At 36.1% G+C, this 18,683-nt stretch carries 13 protein-coding genes; 12 read left to right on the top strand and 1 reads right to left on the bottom strand.

Annotation, left to right across the window (positions count from 1 at the left end; all coding sequences use genetic code 11):
* Positions 1–61: 61 nt before the first annotated feature.
* The 5 genes from BUB95_RS09855 (at position 62) to BUB95_RS09835 (ending at position 5,263) form a co-directional block, all read left to right on the top strand.
* Entirely contained in the window at positions 62–1,789 is a 1,728-nt protein-coding gene (locus BUB95_RS09855; protein WP_073085994.1) for a phospho-sugar mutase, read from the top strand.
* Positions 1,790–3,616 carry an ABC transporter ATP-binding protein gene (locus tag BUB95_RS09850; protein ID WP_073085992.1) on the top strand — a complete coding sequence of 609 codons (1,827 nt, stop codon included), beginning with the start codon at positions 1,790–1,792 and terminating at the stop codon, positions 3,614–3,616.
* A 71-nt stretch (positions 3,617–3,687) separates the two neighbouring features.
* A complete protein-coding gene (locus BUB95_RS09845; RefSeq protein WP_073085990.1) occupies positions 3,688–4,230 on the top strand; it encodes an RNA polymerase sigma factor in 543 nt (180 codons plus the stop codon).
* A gap of 62 nt (positions 4,231–4,292) precedes the next feature.
* Positions 4,293–4,796 (top strand): hypothetical protein, encoded by a 504-nt coding sequence (locus BUB95_RS09840; RefSeq protein ID WP_073085988.1) that lies wholly within the window; start codon positions 4,293–4,295, stop codon positions 4,794–4,796.
* A 14-nt stretch (positions 4,797–4,810) separates the two neighbouring features.
* Entirely contained in the window at positions 4,811–5,263 is a 453-nt protein-coding gene (locus BUB95_RS09835; RefSeq protein WP_073085986.1) for a hypothetical protein, read from the top strand.
* A gap of 28 nt (positions 5,264–5,291) precedes the next feature.
* Here the strand turns inward: BUB95_RS09835 and BUB95_RS09830 are convergent, their stop codons facing one another.
* Positions 5,292–6,350 carry a WD40/YVTN/BNR-like repeat-containing protein gene (locus tag BUB95_RS09830; protein ID WP_073085984.1) on the bottom strand — a complete coding sequence of 353 codons (1,059 nt, stop codon included), beginning with the start codon at positions 6,348–6,350 and terminating at the stop codon, positions 5,292–5,294.
* Positions 6,351–6,497: 147 nt separating this feature from the next.
* Between BUB95_RS09830 and BUB95_RS09825 the strand changes: the two genes are divergently transcribed.
* The 7 genes from BUB95_RS09825 to BUB95_RS09795 all read left to right on the top strand — a co-directional run bounded on the left by BUB95_RS09825 (position 6,498) and on the right by BUB95_RS09795 (position 18,671).
* Positions 6,498–7,709: an RsmB/NOP family class I SAM-dependent RNA methyltransferase gene (locus BUB95_RS09825; RefSeq protein ID WP_073087379.1), complete on the top strand. Its 1,212-nt coding sequence runs from the start codon at positions 6,498–6,500 to the stop codon at positions 7,707–7,709.
* Between the two features lie 11 nt (positions 7,710–7,720).
* Positions 7,721–8,719, top strand: coding sequence for an endonuclease (locus tag BUB95_RS09820; RefSeq protein WP_073085982.1), 999 nt, complete (start codon positions 7,721–7,723; stop codon positions 8,717–8,719).
* Positions 8,720–8,855: 136 nt separating this feature from the next.
* On the top strand, positions 8,856–12,581 hold the full coding sequence (purL, locus tag BUB95_RS09815; RefSeq protein WP_073085980.1) for a phosphoribosylformylglycinamidine synthase: 3,726 nt from the start codon (positions 8,856–8,858) through the stop codon (positions 12,579–12,581).
* Between the two features lie 89 nt (positions 12,582–12,670).
* The gene (locus tag BUB95_RS09810; protein ID WP_073085978.1) at positions 12,671–14,446 is read left to right on the top strand and encodes an AMP-dependent synthetase/ligase; all 1,776 of its coding nucleotides are present in this window, start codon (positions 12,671–12,673) and stop codon (positions 14,444–14,446) included.
* A 164-nt stretch (positions 14,447–14,610) separates the two neighbouring features.
* Positions 14,611–15,066 carry a MarR family winged helix-turn-helix transcriptional regulator gene (locus BUB95_RS09805; protein ID WP_073085976.1) on the top strand — a complete coding sequence of 152 codons (456 nt, stop codon included), beginning with the start codon at positions 14,611–14,613 and terminating at the stop codon, positions 15,064–15,066.
* A gap of 1 nt (position 15,067) precedes the next feature.
* Positions 15,068–17,476 (top strand): 3-hydroxyacyl-CoA dehydrogenase/enoyl-CoA hydratase family protein, encoded by a 2,409-nt coding sequence (locus BUB95_RS09800; RefSeq protein ID WP_073085974.1) that lies wholly within the window; start codon positions 15,068–15,070, stop codon positions 17,474–17,476.
* A gap of 4 nt (positions 17,477–17,480) precedes the next feature.
* Entirely contained in the window at positions 17,481–18,671 is a 1,191-nt protein-coding gene (locus tag BUB95_RS09795; protein ID WP_073085972.1) for an acetyl-CoA C-acyltransferase, read from the top strand.
* Positions 18,672–18,683: the final 12 nt, after the last annotated feature.

Below are 18,683 nucleotides of genomic sequence, written 5' to 3'. Positions count from 1 at the left end.
CCCAATCTATCTTAATGCCTAAACCTCGTAATTTGTACTTTTGCAAACAGAATACTACGCTATGCTACATATTGAACCTGAAATATTAGAAAAAGTAAACGAATGGCTAACTCCAACTTTTGATACCGATACGCAACAAAAAGTTGATAGAATGATTGCCGGTAATCCTAAAGAACTTAAGGAAAGTTTTTACAAAAACTTAGAATTTGGTACTGGCGGAATGCGAGGAATTATGGGTGTTGGTAATAATCGTATTAACAAATACACCTTGGGAAAAAATACGCAAGGATTAAGCAACTACTTAAAGCAAAGTTTCTCTGGTGGACAGATAAAAGTTGCTATAGCATACGATTGTAGGCATAACAGTCAAGCTTTTGGTAAAGTTGTTGCCGATGTATTTTCTGCAAATAACATCGAAGTTTTTCTGTTTGAAGATTTAAGACCTACACCAGAATTATCATTTGCCCTAAAGCACCTTAATTGCCATTGTGGTATTGTATTAACGGCATCTCATAATCCACCAGAGTATAACGGTTATAAAGTGTATTGGCAAGACGGCGGACAATTAGTACCACCACAGGATGCTGAGATTATTGCAGAAATCAATAGTTTAAATTATTCTGATATTAAGTTTGAAAGTAATCCTGACTTAATCAGATATATAGGACAAGATGTTGATGATGTATTTATTAATGCATCGGTGAAAAATGGAAGTTTTAACACTCAGCAAGAAGCTAAAGACAATCTAAATATTGTATTTACTTCACTTCATGGAACATCAATTACAACCATACCTGAAACCTTAAAACGCGCGGGATATAACAATGTAAGTATTGTTGAAGAACAAGCAGAACCTAATGGCGATTTCCCAACTGTGGATTCTCCAAATCCTGAAGAGCCTGCAGCTCTTAAAATGGCTATAGAATTAGCTGAAAGTGTAAATGGAGACATTGTTATTGGTACAGATCCTGATAGCGATCGTGTTGGTATAGCCATAAGAGATTTAGATGGGCAACTAAAACTCTTAAATGGTAATCAAACGATGGTTGTGATGACAGATTTCCTACTAAAACAATGGCAAAAAGAGGACAAACTTAAGGGTAAAGAATTTATAGGCTCGACTATTGTTTCTACACCCATGATGTCTGTTTTAGCAGATGCTTACCAAACGGAAATCAAAATTGGTTTGACAGGTTTTAAGTGGATTGCCAAAATGATAAAAGATTTTCCAGAACTTGATTTCATTGGAGGCGGCGAAGAGAGTTTTGGTTTTATGGTTGGCGACTTTGTGCGAGATAAAGACGCTGTCACTTCTACCCTATTGGCATGTGAAATTGCAGCTCAAGCCAAAGCAAAAGGAAGTTCGTTTTATAAAGAATTAATTCTACTTTACACAAAGTATGGATTTTACAAAGAACGTTTAGTCTCACTTGTAAAAAAGGGAATTGAAGGCTCAGAGGAAATCAAACAAATGATGATTGACGCCAGAGACAATCCTTTAAAGGAGGTTAATGGCGAAAAAGTAGTGCTTATTGAAGACTATCAATTGTCTATCGCTAAAAACCTTCAAACTCATGAAGAATACCAGCTTGATGTACCAAAATCTAATGTTCTAATTTACTACACAGAAAATGGAAGTAAAATAGCATTGAGACCGAGTGGTACTGAGCCAAAAATAAAGTTCTACATTAGCGTTAACTCGACACTTGACAATATGTCTGACTTTAGCAAAACGGAGCAGTTATTGGAATCTAAGATTGATGCTATCTTAAAAGACATGAATATCTAGATGAATTATTTCAAACAAATTATTCGCTTTGCGTTACCTTATAAAACATATGCCATTCTCAATGTTATATGTAATATTTTTTATGCACTTTTTTCGGGACTGTCTTTTATGGTATTGATGCCTCTTTTAGAAGTCATGTTTAAAAAAGATGCTATAAAAATAACAGAAAAACCTACTTATACAGGCTTTACAGAATTTGGCGATTATTTTAGTAATAGTCTAAATTACCAAATAAATCAAATGGCTGGTGACGATGCTTCAAAGGCTTTAACATTTGTTATTATTCTTATTATTTCGGTATTCTTTTTGAAAAACTTGTTCAATTATTTCGCCATGTATTTCATCACTTTTTTGAGAAATGGTGTGTTACGCGATTTACGAAATGATTTATACGACAAAACTGTTGAGCTACCTATTTCTTTTTATTCTGAAAAGCGAAAAGGTGATATCATGGCACGTTTTGGAACAGATGTTTTAGAAATTCAACATTCGTTTCTTTCGATTTTAGAACTGATTTTTAGAGAACCGCTGACCATTATTTTTACGATACTTTTTATGCTAACAATTAGTGTAAAACTAACAATATTCGTTTTCATTTTTATTCCAATTTCAGGAATTATTATTTCATTAATCGGAAAAAGTTTAAAGCGAAAATCGGACAAAGTCCAAAAAGAACAAGGTTATTTTCTTTCAATATTAGAGGAAACCTTAGGTGGTTTAAAAGTGATAAAAAGCTACAATTCTGAAGGTAGCTTTGCTAATAAATTTCAGAAATCTACAAGTCGGTTTTTTAAATTTTCAAATTCATTATTAAACCGAACCAACTTAGCAAAACCAACAAGCGAATTTCTTGGAATCGCAGTTATCGGTGTCTTATTATGGTTTGGCGGACACATGGTTTTGGTTGAAGGTGTTCTAGAAGGCGAACAATTTTTAACATTTATGGGCTTGGCCTATAACATTCTTACCCCAGCAAAAGCTATAAGTAAAGCCAGTTACAGTGTTAAAAAAGGAAATGCAGCTGCGGAACGGGTTCTAGAAGTCTTAAACACTGAATCACCACTAAAAGATTCACCAAACGCAAAAACGAAAGACGATTTTACATCAGAAATTGGCATTAATAATATCTCATTTAAATACGAGGATGAGCTAGTACTCAAAAACTTTACACTTAAAGTTCCTAAAGGAAAAAGCGTTGCTTTGGTTGGACAATCTGGAAGTGGAAAAAGTACGATTGCCAATCTAGTGACACGCTTTTACGACGTCAATGAAGGTAATATCTCAATTGACGGTGAAGACATTAAAACTCTAAAAAAGTCTTCACTCCGAGGATTAATGGGCTTGGTAACTCAAGATTCTATTCTTTTTAATGACACTGTTAAGAATAATATTCTAATTGGTAAAGAAGATGCTTCTGATGATGAGATTGTTGAAGCGCTAAAAATTGCCAATGCTTGGGAGTTTGTTAAAGACCTTCCAAAAGGTATAGAAACCAATATTGGTGATTCTGGAGGAAAATTATCCGGTGGTCAAAAACAACGTTTAAGTATTGCTAGAGCTGTTCTTAAAAATCCTCCAATCATGATTCTAGATGAAGCCACTTCTGCTCTTGACACTGAGAGTGAGCGTCTAGTACAAGTTGCCTTAGAAAACATGATGAAGAATAGAACATCGATTGTTATTGCGCATCGATTATCTACCATCCAAAATGCAGACCAAATCGTGGTGATGTCTAAAGGCGAAATTGCAGAGCAAGGTACGCACAACGAACTTCTAGCAAAAAATGGTGTTTACAAAAAGCTTGTAGAAATGCAGAGTTTTGAGTAAATGAAAAAATAATTCTTACGCAATTAAACCATTTCTAGTTATCTTAGTCAAACCTGCAAATAACATGTTTTTTGACGGACGAACTAGACTTAATATCTCAGCTTAAAAACACCGCTACAAAGGAAACTGCTTTTAGAGAGCTAATGTCACTCTATAAAGAGCGCCTGTATTGGCATATCCGTAAAATTGTTATTAGTCATGACGATGCAGATGATGTGCTTCAAAATACATTCATAAAAGTGTTTCGCAGCATAGATAAGTTCAAAGGCGATAGTAAACTCTACTCATGGATGTATAGAATTGCAACAAACGAATCAATAACGCATATCAACAAAAATGCAAAGCGATTACAAATTTCTAATGAGGACATACAGACCAACGCTATAAATAATTTAACCGCGGACGTGTATTTTGAAGGCAATGAGATACAATTAAAGTTACAAAAAGCAATAGCTACATTGCCTCATAAACAACAATTGGTTTTTAATATGAAATACTTTGATGACATGAAATACAAAGAGATGTCCGAAATTTTAGAAACAAGTGAAGGCGCATTAAAAACATCGTATCATATCGCAGTAAAGAAAATAGAAACGTTTTTAACCTCTGATTAAACCATTTAGAGATTTCAGAGTCAAAGACATAGAAATAGATACTGAAACAAGTTCAGCACAAAGTGAAAAAAGACAAATTACATAACATTAATTCTAGCGGTTTTAAAGCACCTAAAGACTATTTTGAGTCTTTTGATGAAAAGCTTATGCAGCGTTTAGAGAATGAAACTTCTTTTAGTAAAGTTGAATCTCCTGGATTTAAAACGCCTGAAGCTTATTTCGACACTATCGAAGACAGTGTTCTTAATCGTCTAAATACCAAAGAGCAAACCCCAGTTATTAGTCTATTTAGAAGTAAAAAGCTCTATTATATTTCTGGTATTGCGGCTTCACTCCTATTGTTATTCGCTGTTTTTATAAATCAGTCAAATACAGCGGAAATATCTGTAGAAATGGTAGAGAATTACTTTATAGAAAGTGATTTAGACACTTATGATTTGGCAGAATTATTAACACAAGTAGAGGTTTTAGAAGAAGATTTTAAAATTACCGAAACCACATATAACGAAGACAATCTAGAAGAATACCTACTAGAAAACGCAGACATCGAAGCCATTTTAGAATAAAAATAATATTAAAAATGAAACAAATAATTACTTTACTTTTAATTTTTACAGGACTATTAAGTCTTGCCCAACTGCCTCAAGATGGAAAAATGAGGGATAAAATAAAAGCTCAAAAAGTCGCTTTTATTACGGAAAAATTAGAATTATCTACGGATGAAGCTCAGAAATTTTGGCCAATTTATAATCAGTTTGAAGAAAGCTCAAATAAAATTAAGTCTGACTATTTTAGACCGATTATGCGCAAAATGCGTAGGAACCAAGATGTGTCGGATAGTGAAGCTAGTTCTTTTTTAGAGCAGATGATTGAAGGTGAAAACAAAATGCACCAAGCAAAACAAAAACTTTTAAAAGATTTAAAATCTGCAATTCCGGCAAAGAAAATCATACGCCTCAAAGTGGTCGAAGACCAATTCAATAGACAACTCCTAGAGCGTCTCAAAAAATTGAGAGGTAAACGAAAAGATTAAATGAAAGAAGCCTAGTTAGGCTTCTTTTTTATTTAAATATTAATTTACTTATGCGTCCATTACCTGCAGCATAGGCAACAGAATCGTTTAAGAACCGAATGGTATAAAAGCCTTCATCACTGAGATGTTTCCAGTTTTCACCACCATCATTACTGTAATCTATCCCTTTAAAACCGATAGCCACTAATTCCTGAGCATCTCCGTTAGGCACATATTGCACGCAGCTTCTGTAACCAGGCGACTTTCCATTACCAACAACTTGCCAAGTTTTGCCACCATCAGCAGTTCTAATCTTGTTGTTTATGGAGTCGTCAGGCTTTGTGTAATCACCGCCAATAGCAAAGCCATTTTTAGCATCATAAAAATCTAAAGAATATATGCCTGTAGTTGGTTTGCCTTGGATAATAGGCGTGTCATATATTTCCCATGTTTTTCCTTTATCGGGAGAGTAAATAATACGACTAGCCATACCACCTGTAGAAATCCAGGTGTCGTCGCCAACAATAGCGATATTAGTGTCACTCGCAGCAAATGCAGCTTCACCTTCAACAGCTTTTGGTAAAACGTCACAGGATAATTTAGTCCAAGATTCACCGCCATCACGTGTTATAATAATGCTTATGCAATCGTCCGTTGGGTCACCCATAGCAATGCCTTCTTGGTCATTCCAAAAATCCATGGAATCGTAGAAGGCTTTTGGGTGAGTTTCTTTATAGACAAGTCTTCCATCTTTGAATAATTTAGTAGGACTAGAAATAGTAATTCCAAGTACAGCTGGTAACCTGCTTGGATTGTAATATTTAATCTGGGATACAGCTCTAAAATTATTCATGTTAATTGAATCTTGATAATTAATGAAGAAAATTTGTGCAAAAATATCGCTATCATCAACAAGACTGTAAAACTCACCCTTAGATGTTGCCACTACAACCCTGTCTTTCATTATATCCAAAGCCCTAACATTCAATGTAGAGTCTTGCAAAAGGGTTTCAATTTTAACTTCAGAAAAACTTCTAGATTTTATCCTCTTTTCAGATGTACAAGAACCTAAGCAAATCAATAAGAAACATATAACTAGTAAACGCATAAACTGTATTTTCTTTAAAAATAAAAAAGCCAACCGAATAAACGACTAAACACTACAACAAATAAACATTTAATCGTACATTTGCACGCTAATTTAAATATGGTTTTATACAGTAAAATCGTATTTAAAACACTGAATACTAGAATCATGCGATTACACAGGAATTTATGCTTTGCCGTTATTGATGGTCTTCACCTCATTTTTAATGAAGGAGAATACGCCGATAAGGTTGTACAACAACTTTTAAAACGTGATAAGCGCTGGGGAAGTCGCGACCGTGGTTTTGTAGCCGAAACAGTCTACCAAATCGTAAGATACAAACGCTTATATGCAGAAATCGCTGATGTAAAAGAACCTTTTGATAGAGACAATTTATGGCGAATCTTCGCCGTGTGGGCAACACTAAAAGGCATCAAGCTCCCTGATTGGAAATATTTTACAGAAACCCCAACTCGAAAAATTAAAGGGCGATTTGATGAGCTTTCTAAAACACGTAAACTAAGAGAATCTATTCCAGATTGGATAGATGAGTTAGGTATTAAAGAACTAGGTGAAAACGTTTGGACAGACGAAATAGCCAAGCAAAACGAACAAGCCGATGTTATTTTAAGAGTAAATACACTTAAAACCACCAAAAAAGATTTACAACTCAAGCTTCAATCTGAAGAAATAGAAACAGAGTTTATACCAAATTACCCTTCGGCTTTAAAATTAGTAGAACGTGCCAATGTTTTTAAAACTGAAGCCTTTAAAAATGGCTGGTTCGAGGTACAAGATGCTTCATCACAATTAGTTGCAGATTTTTTAGATGTAAAACCGGGCATGAAAGTTGTAGATGTATGTGCAGGTGCAGGTGGTAAAACGCTTCATTTGGCATCATTGATGGAAAATAAAGGACAAATTATAGCCATGGATATTTACGAAAGTAAATTAAGAAAGCTAAAGGTTAGAGCGCGTCGTAACGGTGTTCATAACATAGAGTTAAAGGCTATTGACTCTACTAAACCTATAAAAAAATTACATGGTAAAGCAGACCGATTATTAATCGATGCGCCATGTTCTGGTCTTGGTGTTTTAAGACGAAACCCAGATGCCAAATGGAAATTGCAACCAGAGTTTATAGAGAATATAAAGAAAACTCAAGAATATGTGTTACAACAATACTCTAAAATGGTAAAAAGCAGCGGGAAAATGGTGTATGCCACCTGTTCTGTTTTACCTTCTGAAAATGAAAAACAAGTTGAGAAATTCTTAACAACAGATATCGGAAAAGATTTTAACTTTGTAAAAGATAAAAAAGTATTAGCCCACAAATCTGGATTTGATGGCTTTTATATGGCATTATTAGAAAAAAAATAAATCCCCTACACATGAAACATATTTACCTACTCTTTTTATTATTAACAACTGGTATATTCAGCCAAACAGTTGTTCCTCCTGCAAATTTAGCAGCTTACTACGATAGTAATAATGTTGACTATTCTGCATCAAATTCAAATTTATATGATGAATTGGCAACAATCACCATAGGAAATCACACAACTTTTTTGACATATTCACAGAGGCATAATTTTTTATATGATGCAGACACTCCGGCCAACGACCCAGATAATGTAACTCTTATTTATAGTGGTGACGTTCAACCAGACGACCAATGGTTGTCAGGTAATAATCCTAACACACCTCAAACTTACAATACAGAGCATGTATATCCACGGTCTTTACTTGGCTCAGGTACCGCAGAAGCTGATTTACACTTGTTGCGTGCCTGTATTACAGCTGTAAATACATTAAGAGGTAATGACCCGTTTAGAGACGGCTCAGGAAACTATTTTTCATCAAATGGTGAGTTCTTTCCAGGTGATGATTGGCGTGGAGATGTTGCCAGGATAATAATGTATGTTAATTTAAGATACAATGAACCTTTTACAGATGTTGGTAATTTAGCTTTATTCCTTGAATGGAATGCTGCAGACCCTGTAGTTGACAATGGAATTGAAGATAATAGAAATACAGTTATAAGCGGAGCTCAAGGAAATAGAAATCCTTTTGTGGATAACCCATATTTAGCCACACTAATATGGGGAGGAACTCCAGCCCAAAATAGATGGACAGTATTATCTACTAATGATTTTCAACAGCCAGAAGTAAAGGTTTATCCTAATCCAGTTAGTAGCAATGAAGTGACTATCATTTCAAACAAAGATATATTTGTAGAGGTTTATGATGTTTTAGGCAAAAAAGTAAAACAACAAAATTTAACCTCCAACCAGAAAAAGATTAACATCGCTGGACTCAAAAAAGGCATATACCTATTGAGGTTAAAATCCGACTCTGGTACAGTAACCAAAAAATTAGTAAGACAGTAATTCAAAGCGACCAATTTGGTCGCTTTTTTGTTTAAAAATAAGTGGATAACTCTAAATTTTCTTTAAGATAATTTGAGATAAATACACTTAAAAAAAGTAAATTTACAGCTTCAAAAACACAACATAATCTTTTATAATGATTCACTTCTTCGGAAACCAAAACAGTAAAGTATTTGCTGTTCAAGCCACAAAAGAATTATCAACAGAAACCATCTCTAAACTCGTATGGTTATTTGGCGACCAACCTAAAATAGAACAAGCATCAATCGATGCTTTTTTTGTTGGACCACGCGCTGCCATGATAACGCCTTGGAGTACAAATGCTGTTGAAATCACCCAAAATATGGGAATTGATGGCATCATCCGAATTGAAGAGTTTAAGGCTTCAACAGAAGGATTTAAAGATTACGACCCAATGATTTCTGAGAAATTCAATGGTTTAAATCAAGATATTTTTACAATTGATATTCAACCTGAACCAATTCTTGATATTGAAGATATTGCGGCCTATAATCTCAAAGAAGGTTTAGCACTTAGTGATGAAGAAGTTGTGTATCTTGAAGGTGTTTCAAAAAAAATTGGTCGACCGTTAACAGACTCTGAAGTGTTTGGTTTTTCTCAAGTGAATTCAGAACACTGTCGTCATAAAATCTTCAATGGTACTTTCGTTATTGATGGCGAAGAAAAGCCGATGTCACTCTTTAAGATGATTAAAGAAACATCGAAACAAAACCCGAATGATATTGTTTCAGCATACAAAGACAACGTTGCATTTATTAAAGGTCCAAAAGTGGAACAGTTTGCACCTAAACGAGCAGATATTCCGGATTACTATACCACAAAAGAATTCGATTCTGTTATTTCATTAAAAGCAGAAACACACAACTTTCCTACGACAGTAGAACCATTTAACGGCGCTGCAACAGGTTCTGGTGGCGAAATTAGAGATAGACTCGCTGGTGGAAAAGGTTCTATACCGCTAGCAGGCACAGCTGTATACATGACCTCTTATTCGCGTTTAGAAGAAGACCGACCTTGGGAACAAAAATTCGAAGCCAGAAAATGGCTCTACCAAACGCCAATTGATATCTTAATTAAAGCCTCTAATGGAGCGTCAGACTTTGGAAACAAATTCGGGCAACCATTAATTTGTGGTTCTGTTTTAACATTTGAACATAAAGAAGATAACAATATGGTGCCTGAGGCTCTCGAAGGCACGAATGAGGCTTCGAGAGCCTCAGCCTCCAGAAAACTCGGCTACGACAAAGTCATCATGCAAGCTGGCGGAATTGGTTACGGAAAAGCAGAACAAGCTTTAAAAGATACACCACAAGAAGGTGATAAAATTGTAATTCTTGGAGGCGAAAATTACCGTATTGGAATGGGTGGTGCTGCCGTATCATCAGCAGATACTGGTGAGTTTTCAACAGGCATAGAATTAAACGCTGTTCAACGTTCTAACCCAGAAATGCAAAAACGTGCCGCAAATGCCGTGCGTGGTATGGTTGAAAGTGAAGAAAATCATATCGTCTCCATTCACGACCATGGTGCAGGTGGACATTTAAACTGTCTGTCTGAATTGGTGGAGGATACTGGTGGCAAAATTGACTTAGATAAATTACCAGTTGGTGACCCAACGCTTTCAGATAAAGAAATTATAGGTAACGAATCTCAAGAACGTATGGGATTAGTCATTGCCGAAAAACATCTCGACACACTTAATAAAATTGCAGAGCGCGAGCGTTCACCAATTTACGAAGTTGGTGATGTGACAAACGACCATAGATTTACTTTTAAATCTAAAACCAAAGGCAATACGCCAATGGATTTGGGACTTGCAGATATGTTTGGTAGTTCGCCAAAAACGATAATGACAGATAACACTGTTAACCGCGATTATGGCGGAATATCCTATAATCCTGATGACTTTTACACCTATTTAGACCAAGTACTTCAACTTGAAGCTGTGGCTTGTAAAGATTGGCTAACTAATAAAGTAGACCGTTGTGTTGGCGGAAAAGTCGCTAAGCAACAATGTGCTGGTCCGCTACAATTACCGTTAAATAACCTTGGCGTTATGGCACTCGATTACAACGGAAAAGAAGGTATTGCTACCTCAATTGGCCACTCGCCTATTTCGGGTTTAATTAATCCTATTGCTGGAAGCAGAAATAGCATTGCAGAAGCCTTGACCAACATTATGTGGGCACCACTTAAAGATGGATTAAAAAGTGTTTCGCTATCAGCAAACTGGATGTGGCCTTGTAAAAATGAAGGCGAAGATGCACGTTTGTACGAAGCGGTAAAAGCTATTTCAAAATTTTCTATCGATTTAGGAATCAACGTGCCGACAGGAAAAGATTCCTTGTCGATGAAGCAAAAATATCCTGATGGAGATGTTATTTCTCCAGGAACAGTAATTATTTCTGCCGCTGCAAATTGTAACGATATTACAAATGTTATTGAGCCCGTTTTTCAAAAAGGAAAAGGTGACATTTATTACATCAACATTTCGCAAGATGGTTATAAATTAGGTGGAAGTAGTTTTGCGCAAATCAAAAATAAAATTGGAAACACAACTCCAAATGTTCAAAGCGCAGATTATGTAAAAACGGTTTTTAACACCATTCAAAAGTTAATAAACGATAACAAAATTGTTGCTGGGCATGATGTGTCTTCTGGTGGATTGATTACAACCTTATTAGAATTATGTTTCGCAGATAATAACCTTGGTGCCGAATTAGATATTTCTGCACTTCAACAAAAAGATTCCATTAAAGTACTATTTGCCGAAAATGCTGGTATTGTTTTTCAAGCTGAAGACAATTCAATAGAAGCTATACTTTCAGAAGCAAATATCGATTTCCATAATATCGGTAAAGTTACAGAAAGTGACGTCTTAAGCATCATCAATAAAGATGAAGTTTACACCATGACGGTTTCTCGTTTAAGAGATATGTGGTACAAGACTTCATATCTATTAGACCAAAAACAAACGGCAAATGGTTTGGCAAAAGCACGATTTGAAAATTATGCAACTCAACCTTTAGACTACAAATTCCCTTCAAAATTTGATGGTGTTTTAAAAGACTACAGGGTCAATTCTAACAAACCAAAAGCGGCAATAATTCGTGAAAAAGGAAGTAATTCCGAACGCGAAATGGCAAACGCAATGTATCTCGCCGGTTTTGATGTTAAAGACGTGCATATGACCGATTTAATTTCTGGCCGAGAAACCCTTAAAGACATTCAGTTTATTGGTGCCGTTGGTGGATTTAGTAATTCTGATGTTTTAGGCTCAGCAAAAGGTTGGGCTGGCGCCTTTAAATACAATGAAAAAGCCAACAAAGCATTGAAAAATTTCTTCAAAAGAGAAGACACCTTGTCTGTAGGTATTTGTAATGGTTGCCAATTATGGATGGAATTAGACCTTATCAATCCAGACCATGAAAAACATGGAAAAATGACCTACAATGATTCTGGAAAACACGAAAGTGCCTTTACTTCGGTGAAAATCCAAGAAAACAACTCTGTGATGTTATCGACTCTAGCCGGAACAACTTTAGGTGTTTGGATTTCTCATGGTGAAGGTAAATTTAGCTTACCATACACTGAAGATAAGTACGACATTGTTGCTAAATATGCTTACGATGCATATCCACACAACCCAAATGGTTCTGACTTTAATACGGCAATGATGACGGATAAAACAGGGCGTCATTTAGTAACGATGCCACATATTGAGCGTTCAACATTCCCATGGAACTGGGCACACTATCCAAAAGACAGAAATGATAAAGTATCGCCTTGGTTAGAAGCATTTGTAAATGCCAGAAAGTGGATAGAAAAGAGAAATTCTTAAAATATTCGTTCAAAACTATTAATCTTTTAGTTTCTACTATTAATTTTCATATTTTCGTAATATTGCGTTCCCTTAACTGAAAATTGACTATGACAGAAATAAAAAGACTCTTTGACTTTCCATACCATCAGCTCGAAAATAACCCTAACAATTCCGCTTTAGTAACTAAATACGATGGTAAATGGACGCCGATGTCCACGCAAGACTATTTAGACAAAGCCAATGCAGTTAGTCGTGCTTTACTGAAAATGGGCGTAAAAAAAGGTGATAAAATTGCGCTTATTTCTTCAACAAACAGAACCGAATGGAACATTATGGACATCGGTACACTACAAATTGGTGCTACAAATGTTCCCATTTATCCAACCATTTGTGCAGAAGATTATGAGTATGTCTTGAATCATAGCGAATCTATTTACTGCTTTGTTTCAGATGAAGAAGTTTTAGAGAAAGTAAATAAAATTAAGGCAAATACCAAACTGAAAGACGTTTACTCTTTTGACCACATTGAAGGTTGTAAGCATTATTCAGAATTATTTGAACTTGGAAAAGACAAAAGTAACCAACCCGAAGTTGAAGCTAGAAAAGACGAAGTCGATAAACACGATTTAGCAACCATAATTTACACGTCGGGTACAACAGGAAAACCAAAAGGGGTTATGCTAAGTCATTGGAATATTACTAGTAATGTTTTAGCAAGTTCACCTCGTGTGCCACTACCAGAATCTAGCGAAACTAGAATATTAAGCTTCTTGCCTATTTGCCATATTTTTGAGCGTGTACTTATTTACGTTTATCAATACGCTGGGACGTCTATTTACTTTGCTGAAGCCCTAGATAAAATTGGTGATAATGCTAAAGAAGTTAAACCAAATCTTATGAGTGTTGTACCTCGTTTACTTGAAAAAGTGTTTGATAAAATTATGCTTAAAGGAGAAGAGCTTACAGGTATTAAAAAAGCGCTTTTCTTTTGGGCGGTTAGTTTGGGCGAAAAATGGGAGCCTTACGGAAAAAATGGTGCATGGTACGAGTTTAAACTTAAGATTGCAAACAAACTTATTTTTAGTAAATGGCGTGAGGCATTAGGTGGTCAGCTATATACTATGGTATCTGGTAGTGCAGCTTTGCAACCAAGATTGGCTAGAGTTTTTGGGGCTGCTGGTATGCGTGTTATGGAAGGCTACGGCCTTACAGAAACATCTCCTGTAGTTTCTGTTGGTCTTTACAAAAATAATATGTATCAAATTGGTACAGTTGGGAAACCGATAGATGGTGTAGAAGTAAAAATTGCAGATGATGGCGAAATTTTAATTAAAGGACCAAATGTCATGCAAGGCTATTACAAGGATTCAGAAAAAACAGCTGAAGTCATGTCTGGCGATTATTTTCATACAGGAGATAAAGGAGAAGTCACTGCTGATGGATTTCTTAAAATAACAGGACGTAAAAAAGAAATGTTTAAAACCTCAGGCGGTAAATACGTTATCCCTACGCTTCTAGAGAATGATTTAAAACAATCCTTATTTATAGAACAAATTATGGTTGTAGGCGAAGGTGAAAAAATGCCCTGCGCTCTTATTCAACCAAATTTTGATTTCGTAAGAGATTGGATAGAACATAAAGGTCATAATATCGGAACGTCTAATGAAGAAATTGCTGCTTCGGAAATTGTAATAAAGCGTATCCAAAAAGAGGTTGATAAATACAATATCAATTTTGGAAAGTGGGAACAGATTAAGAAATTCGAATTAACATCTTCAGTCTGGTCTATTGATAATGGAGAACTAACACCGACGATGAAGATGAAACGCAGCGTTATTAAAGACATGTATAGCAACTTATACGAGAAGATGTATCGCGGATAACTAAGAATCTTCTCATCGAAATGTAAGTAAATGTCTCACTAACTCTGAGACATTTTTTTATATCAATAGTTAAATTTACTATGCATGCATAATTTATTTTTAAATACTATGCGTGCATAGTATTTTTTATTATATTTGTCTTCCTAATACGAAAACGTTTGAGTTTGAAAGACAAAACTATAGATTACGTACTCAGAACCACATGGTTAGCCGTAAATAAAATGTATAACGAAGAAGCCGCTCAATTCGATACAACTATGGCTACAGGTTTCGCTTTATTAAGTATTGACCCCGAAGAAGGAACACCTTCCACCTCACTTGGGCCAAAAATGGGAATGGAAGCTACAAGTCTTTCGCGCACCCTTAAAACAATGGAGGAAAAAGGACTGATTACAAGAAAACCTAATCCTGAGGATGGTCGTGGCGTACTAATTCACCTAACTGATTTTGGAAGAGAAAAGCGTGCCTACTCAAGAGACCGTGTACTTACGTTTAATGAAGCCATTAGAGATAACGTTTCTAGAGAAGAACTCGCTGGCTTTTACAAAGTAGCAGAGATTATAAATCATATGATATCAAATAAGAAAATATACAATCAAAAAGAAAAAATTCTAAAATAACATGAGCAAACGTAGAATTAAAAAAGTAGCAATTATCGGTTCCGGAATTATGGGAAGCGGTATTGCTTGTCATTTTGCCAATATAGGTGTAGATGTCCTTTTACTAGATATTGTTCCACGAGAACTAAATGAAAAAGAAAAAGTAATGGGACTTACACTTGATGACAAAGTAGTAAGAAATCGCATTGTTAACACTGCGCTTCAAACCTCTTTAAAGTCGAAGCCATCTCCTATTTACAACCAAAAGTTTGCTAGTAGAATTACCACAGGTAATCTCGAAGATGATATTGCTAAAGTAGCGGATGTCGATTGGATTATGGAAGTGGTTGTTGAGCGTCTCGATATTAAACAACAAGTTTTTGAGAAGTTAGAAAAATACAGAACACCAGGTACTATTATTTCATCTAACACTTCTGGTATTCCTATTAAATTTATGAACGAAGGCCGTTCTGAAGATTTCCGTAAGCATTTTGCAGTGACGCATTTCTTTAATCCGCCACGTTACTTAAAGTTATTTGAGGTTGTTCCAGGTCCAGATTGTAAGCAAGAAGTTACTGACTTCTTAATGGAGTATGGCGAAAAATTCTTAGGTAAGACTTCGGTTTTAGCCAAAGACACGCCAGCTTTTATCGGTAACCGTATTGGAATTTTCGGGATTCAATCCTTGTTCCACCAAGTAAAAGAACTAGGCTTAACGGTTGAAGAAGTTGATAAATTAACCGGTCCAGTTATTGGTCGTCCAAAATCGGCAACCTTCCGTACAGTAGACGTTGTTGGATTGGATACATTAGTTCACGTGGCTAACGGTATTTATGACAATTGTCCAGATGATGAAGCGCATGAGCTTTTCAAACTACCAGATTTCATCGATACGATGATGGAAAACAAATGGTTAGGAAGCAAAACTGGTCAAGGATTTTATAAGAAATCTGTAAATGCAGATGGCAAAAAAGAAATCTTAACGCTCGATTTGGATACGATGGAATATCGTTCTAAAAAACGTGCGTCTTTTGCCACTTTAGAATTAACTAAAACCATTGACAAACCAATCGATAGATTTAAAGTATTGGCTGGTGGGAAAGACAAAGCTGGTGAATTCTACCGCAAAAACTTTGCGGCCATGTTTGCTTACGTACAAAATAGAATTCCAGAAATATCTGATGAGTTATACCGAATTGACGATGCTATGAAAGCTGGTTTCGGTTGGGAAAATGGACCATTCGAAATTTGGGATGCTGTTGGTATAGAAAAAGGTATTGAACTTATGAAAGCTGAAGGCAAAGAACCAGCAGTATGGGTTACTGAAATGGTAGCTAAAGGCGAAACGTCTTTCTATACAGTTAAAGACGGTGCGACATACTATTATGATATTCCTTCAAAATCTCAGGTTAAAAAACCTGGTCAAGATGCATTTATCATCTTAGACAACATCCGCAAGTCGAACGAAGTATTTAAAAACTCTGGCGTTGTTATAGAAGATTTAGGTGATGGAATTATCAATTGTGAGTTCCAATCTAAAATGAATACCATCGGTGGTGATGTTTTAGCTGGTCTTAATAAAGCAATTGATTTAGCAGAAAAAGATTTTGATGGATTGGTTGTTGGTAACCAAGGTGCAAACTTCTCGGTTGGTGCAAACATCGGAATGATTTTTATGATGGCTGTTGAGCAAGAATATGACGAGCTTAACATGGCTATTAAATATTTCCAAGACACGATGATGCGTATGCGTTATTCATCTATCCCAACAATTTCTGCGCCCCATGGTATGACGCTTGGTGGTGGATGTGAATTATCACTTCACGCTGATAAAGTAGTCGCTGCTGCAGAAACGTATATGGGACTTGTTGAGTTTGGTGTTGGTGTTATTCCTGGCGGTGGTGGTTCTAAAGAAATGGCGTTGAGAGCTTCAGATACATTCCGTAAAGGTGATGTGCAGCTGAATGTTCTCCAAGAGTATTTCTTAACTATTGGTATGGCCAAAGTATCGACTTCAGCTTATGAAGCTTACGATTTAGGTTTATTACAGTACGGTAAAGATGTTGTTGTGGTTAATAAAGACCGTCAAATTGCTGAAGCTAAAAAGCATGCCAAATTATTGGCAGATGCTGGTTATACGCAACCTGTAAAACGCAATGATGTTTTAGTTTTAGGTAAGCAAGCATTAGGTGCATTTTTAGTGGCGACAGATTCTATGCAAGCCAGCAACTTTATTTCAGAACACGACCAGAAAATCGCTAACAAGTTAGCTTATGTAATGGCTGGTGGCGATTTATCTGAACCAACAAAAGTATCAGAGCAGTATCTATTAGACATCGAGCGCGAAGCTTTCTTAAGTCTTTGTACGGAACGTAAAACATTAGAGCGTATTCAGCACATGTTAAAAACTGGTAAACCATTAAGAAACTAAGACAATGAAAACAGCATATATAGTAAAAGGATATAGAACAGCCGTTGGGAAATCCAAAAAAGGCGCGTTCAGATTTAAAAGAGCTGATGAGTTAGCTGCAGAAACCATCTCATACATGATGGAGCAGTTGCCAGAATTCGATAAAACACGTATCGACGATGTTATTGTTGGTAATGCAATGCCAGAAGGTTCTCAAGGACTAAACATGGCACGTCTCATCTCTCTTATGGGATTAAAAATTGAAGATGTACCTGGTGTAACCGTTAACCGTTTTTGCTCTTCGGGATTAGAAACTATTGGTATGGCCGTCGCAAAAATTCAATCTGGAATGGCAGATTGTATCATTGCTGGTGGTGTAGAGAGTATGAGTTCTGTACCAATGACAGGTTTTAAACCAGAATTAAACTACGATACCGTTGCAGATGGGCACGCCGATTATTACTGGGGAATGGGAAACACTGCTGAAGAAGTGGCAAACAAATTCAATGTGTCTCGTGAAGACCAAGATGAATTTGCTTACAATTCTCATATGAAAGCCTTAAAAGCTTTAGAAGAAAATCGTTTCCAAGACCAAATTGTTCCGATTGAAGTTGAAGAAACCTACATCGATTCCAAAGGAAAAAAAGCGACGCGTACATACACGGTGACTAAAGATGAAGGTCCTCGTAAAGGAACTAGCAAAGAGGCTCTAGCCAAGCTTAGACCTGTTTTCGCTCAAGGTGGAAGCGTTACTGCTGGTAACTCCTCACAAACAAGTGATGGTGCTGCCTTTGTTATGGTGATGAGTGAAGATATGGTTAAAGAACTTAATCTCAAACCAATTGCACGAATGGTAAGTTATGCCGCTGCAGGTGTGCCACCACGTATTATGGGAATTGGCCCTGTTGCTGCGGTACCAAAAGCTTTGAAACAAGCTGGACTTAAACAAGAAGATATAAAACTTATTGAACTTAATGAAGCCTTTGCTTCACAATCGTTGGCGGTTATTCGCGAACTAGATTTAAATCCAGATATCATTAATGTAAATGGCGGTGCCATTGCTCTAGGTCACCCGTTAGGATGTACAGGTGCTAAATTATCGGTACAACTTTTTGATGAAATGCGTAAACGAAAAATGCAAGGACAATACGGAATGGTAACCATGTGTGTTGGTACTGGACAAGGTGCTGCAGGAATATTCGAATTTTTAAACTAAGACAAAAAGACA

The sequence above is a fragment of the Winogradskyella jejuensis genome (genome assembly GCF_900129745.1).
GTDB lineage: Bacteria > Bacteroidota > Bacteroidia > Flavobacteriales > Flavobacteriaceae > Winogradskyella > Winogradskyella jejuensis.
This window is presented reverse-complemented; position numbering and strand designations above follow the sequence as displayed.

Excerpts from the sequence above, each read along its gene's own strand:
- BUB95_RS09855 (WP_073085994.1), top strand. The coding sequence starts at position 62 with ATGCTACATATTGAACCTGAAATATTAGAAAAAGTAAACGAATGGCTA.
- BUB95_RS09850 (WP_073085992.1), top strand. The coding sequence starts at position 1,790 with ATGAATTATTTCAAACAAATTATTCGCTTTGCGTTACCTTATAAAACA.
- BUB95_RS09835 (WP_073085986.1), top strand. The coding sequence starts at position 4,811 with ATGAAACAAATAATTACTTTACTTTTAATTTTTACAGGACTATTAAGT.
- BUB95_RS09830 (WP_073085984.1), bottom strand. The coding sequence starts at position 6,350 with ATGCGTTTACTAGTTATATGTTTCTTATTGATTTGCTTAGGTTCTTGT.
- BUB95_RS09825 (WP_073087379.1), top strand. The coding sequence starts at position 6,498 with ATGCGATTACACAGGAATTTATGCTTTGCCGTTATTGATGGTCTTCAC.
- BUB95_RS09820 (WP_073085982.1), top strand. The coding sequence starts at position 7,721 with ATGAAACATATTTACCTACTCTTTTTATTATTAACAACTGGTATATTC.
- purL (WP_073085980.1), top strand. The coding sequence starts at position 8,856 with ATGATTCACTTCTTCGGAAACCAAAACAGTAAAGTATTTGCTGTTCAA.
- BUB95_RS09810 (WP_073085978.1), top strand. The coding sequence starts at position 12,671 with ATGACAGAAATAAAAAGACTCTTTGACTTTCCATACCATCAGCTCGAA.
- BUB95_RS09800 (WP_073085974.1), top strand. The coding sequence starts at position 15,068 with ATGAGCAAACGTAGAATTAAAAAAGTAGCAATTATCGGTTCCGGAATT.
- BUB95_RS09795 (WP_073085972.1), top strand. The coding sequence starts at position 17,481 with ATGAAAACAGCATATATAGTAAAAGGATATAGAACAGCCGTTGGGAAA.